Raw genomic sequence first — 2,217 nt, 5'->3', positions numbered from 1 at the left:
GCCTGGGTGGCCGTGGACGCGAAGAGGACCGTCTGGGTGATGAGAGCCGAAAACGCTGCAACCTGGACCAGCACGGCGGCGAGGGCGATCTTCTTCAGCATGCGAGAAAACGCTCTTCGATGTTCCCGGTTCCCCACGCATTCAGGTTTTCTGCTCGCTACGGAACAAGAGACCGGCAGGGCGGTTAACTCGATTATGCCAAGCAAGATCAAAGAGCCACCATCGACGCCCGCACCGGTGAAGGTACCTGTGCAACGCCGGGACAAAGAAGCCCCGCCCGAGCTTGAGCATGTCGACCCGCCACCCCGAGATGCGCGAGAGGCACCGGCACCCAACCCCAACGTCGACAAGAGATGAGATCGCCGAGATCGCAGCAAGGCCTTATGCCTGCTCGCGCGAACCTTCCCGATGCCGCGGCGTCATCGAGAGCGCTGGACAGCGGCGCCAGGTCAAGTTGAGAATCAACCTGCTGATCGCGATTTTGCAGACATGCCATAGATCAGCCCTATGGGCGACGTGACCGTCTCAAGGCCTTGAAAAATTTGGCTCCCCGGGCCGGATTCGAACCAGCGACCAACCGGTTAACAGCCGGTTGCTCTACCACTGAGCTACCGGGGAACGGATGCTCTTATGTGAGTGGCGCAGCCTATAGCTGCCCTTTTCGGCTTTGCAAAGAAGCTTTTCACATTTTTCCGAGGCTTTTTCGCGCAGGCCTTTCTCGCAATCGTCGACGGTTGCCCTCATATTAGCCGTCTTGGCAGGGATATGGAACCGAAAGCGCGGCGGCGGCTTTGGTTCCAGCATGCTTGCGAAAAATCAAACGGGTCAATTTTTCGAGACGATGACAGCACAAGACAACCAGATGCCGGCGCGGAAAATCTCCGTTTTCGGGCGCGAGTTCAAAATGCCGCGCTCGCGCGGGCTCAGAATCACGATCGGCATCCTGCTGACCATCGGCGGTATCCTCGGTTTCCTGCCGATCCTCGGCTTCTGGATGGTTCCGCTCGGATTGCTGGTGCTGTCCTATGAATTCGCCATGGTTCGCCGTCACCGGCGTCGCTTTGTCGTCTGGTGGGAACGGCGTCGCCGGCCCGATTGACCGCCGATAGCGCAGGGTGGGTGTTCAACGGGCGGCGTGTTCTTCCAGTGCCTCATGGATCTGCTTGAGAATCGCCGCGGCCGAGGCAAGCCTTGCCCTGTCGTGCGGCGACAGGCTGTCCGCACCTTCGATGGACAGACGGTCGATTGCGTAATGCAGAAGCTCTCCGCATTGTAGCAGGGACAGGCCGGACGAGGCACTCGTATTTGCTGCCATTGTCCGGCGCATGGCTCTTCCTCCTGCCATGTCCAACGCACGGGCCGCCGATGGAGTTTCTTCTCCGGGGCGGCTATGCTTAACTGTCCGCTAATGGAGCGGTCAGGCCCGGTCCGACGATTTGCCGGATGCCGTCCGGACTGACGCTAGGAAACCGTTCGGAATGCACGGTGGCCGCTTGACGGCATTTTCGCCGCAACCTATTGGAACCGGGTGGAACGCCGGGAGCAATGAGGCCTCGTGGCGGAGTGGTTACGCAGAGGACTGCAAATCCTTGCACCCCGGTTCGATTCCGGGCGAGGCCTCCAATGCCCGGGCCCCCGCGCGGCAGCGCAGGGGCCTGAAGTTCCTGACACAATGGACCGCGGTTCTGGCGCGGCAAGCGGATTGGTTGGGACATGAGCGCTGATTTCTCCGAACTACGCGTCAAGATGGTCGACGGCCAGGTCCGCACCACCGATGTGACCAGCGCGCCGCTGCTTGATGCAATGCTTGTCGTCCCAAGAGAGATGTTTGTCGGCGCCGCCCAGCGCGATCTCGCCTATATCGACGAGGACATCCGCATTGCCGCCGGCGCGGACGGCGCGCGCTACCTGATGGAAGCATCCCCGTTGGCCAAGCTTATCCAACTGGCCGAGATCAATCCGACCGATTCGGCGCTCGATGTCGGTTGCGGAACCGGCTACGCCTCGGCCATCCTGTCGCGGCTGGCCAGCTCCGTGGTGGCGCTTGAGAGTGATTCGGCGCTGGCGGAAACCGCCAGATCGACGCTTTCGTCGCTGGGCTGCGGCAATGTGACCGTCGTCCAGGGTGCGCTGCCGCAAGGGCATGCCGCCCAGGCGCCTTATGACGTCGTCCTTGTCGGCGGCAGCGTCGCGGAAGTCCCTGTGACGCTGGTGGAC

3 protein-coding genes and 2 tRNA genes are annotated in these 2,217 nt (G+C 61.6%); 3 read left to right on the top strand and 2 right to left on the bottom strand.

Features of this window, described 5'->3' with window-relative positions:
- Positions 1-543 precede the first annotated feature (543 nt).
- Positions 544-618, bottom strand: a tRNA-Asn gene (locus EOD15_RS33095).
- Between the two features lie 223 nt (positions 619-841).
- On the opposite strand from EOD15_RS33095, the gene EOD15_RS33090 reads away from it, so the two are divergent.
- Positions 842-1,099, top strand: a complete 258-nt coding sequence (locus tag EOD15_RS33090) for a hypothetical protein (RefSeq protein WP_024503836.1) — start codon at positions 842-844, stop codon at positions 1,097-1,099.
- Between the two features lie 24 nt (positions 1,100-1,123).
- Here the strand turns inward: EOD15_RS33090 and EOD15_RS33085 are convergent, their stop codons facing one another.
- Positions 1,124-1,327, bottom strand: coding sequence for a hypothetical protein (locus tag EOD15_RS33085; protein ID WP_127267807.1), 204 nt, complete (start codon positions 1,325-1,327; stop codon positions 1,124-1,126).
- Positions 1,328-1,549: 222 nt separating this feature from the next.
- On the opposite strand from EOD15_RS33085, the gene EOD15_RS33080 reads away from it, so the two are divergent.
- Both EOD15_RS33080 and EOD15_RS33075 read left to right on the top strand, forming a co-directional pair.
- A tRNA-Cys gene (locus EOD15_RS33080) sits at positions 1,550-1,623 on the top strand.
- Positions 1,624-1,713: 90 nt separating this feature from the next.
- A partial coding sequence (locus tag EOD15_RS33075) for a protein-L-isoaspartate O-methyltransferase (protein WP_148129779.1) occupies positions 1,714-2,217 on the top strand: 504 nt, incomplete at its 3' end.

This window comes from Mesorhizobium sp. M7A.T.Ca.US.000.02.2.1, from assembly GCF_003996995.1.
Classification (GTDB): Bacteria; Pseudomonadota; Alphaproteobacteria; order Rhizobiales; family Rhizobiaceae; genus Mesorhizobium.
Note: the sequence above shows the minus strand (reverse complement) of the source record. Positions and strands in the feature narration are given on the sequence as shown.

Coding starts and splice junctions, on each gene's coding strand:
- EOD15_RS33085 (WP_127267807.1), bottom strand. CDS start 1,327: ATGCGCCGGACAATGGCAGCAAATACGAGTGCCTCGTCCGGCCTGTCC.
- EOD15_RS33090 (WP_024503836.1), top strand. CDS start 842: ATGACAGCACAAGACAACCAGATGCCGGCGCGGAAAATCTCCGTTTTC.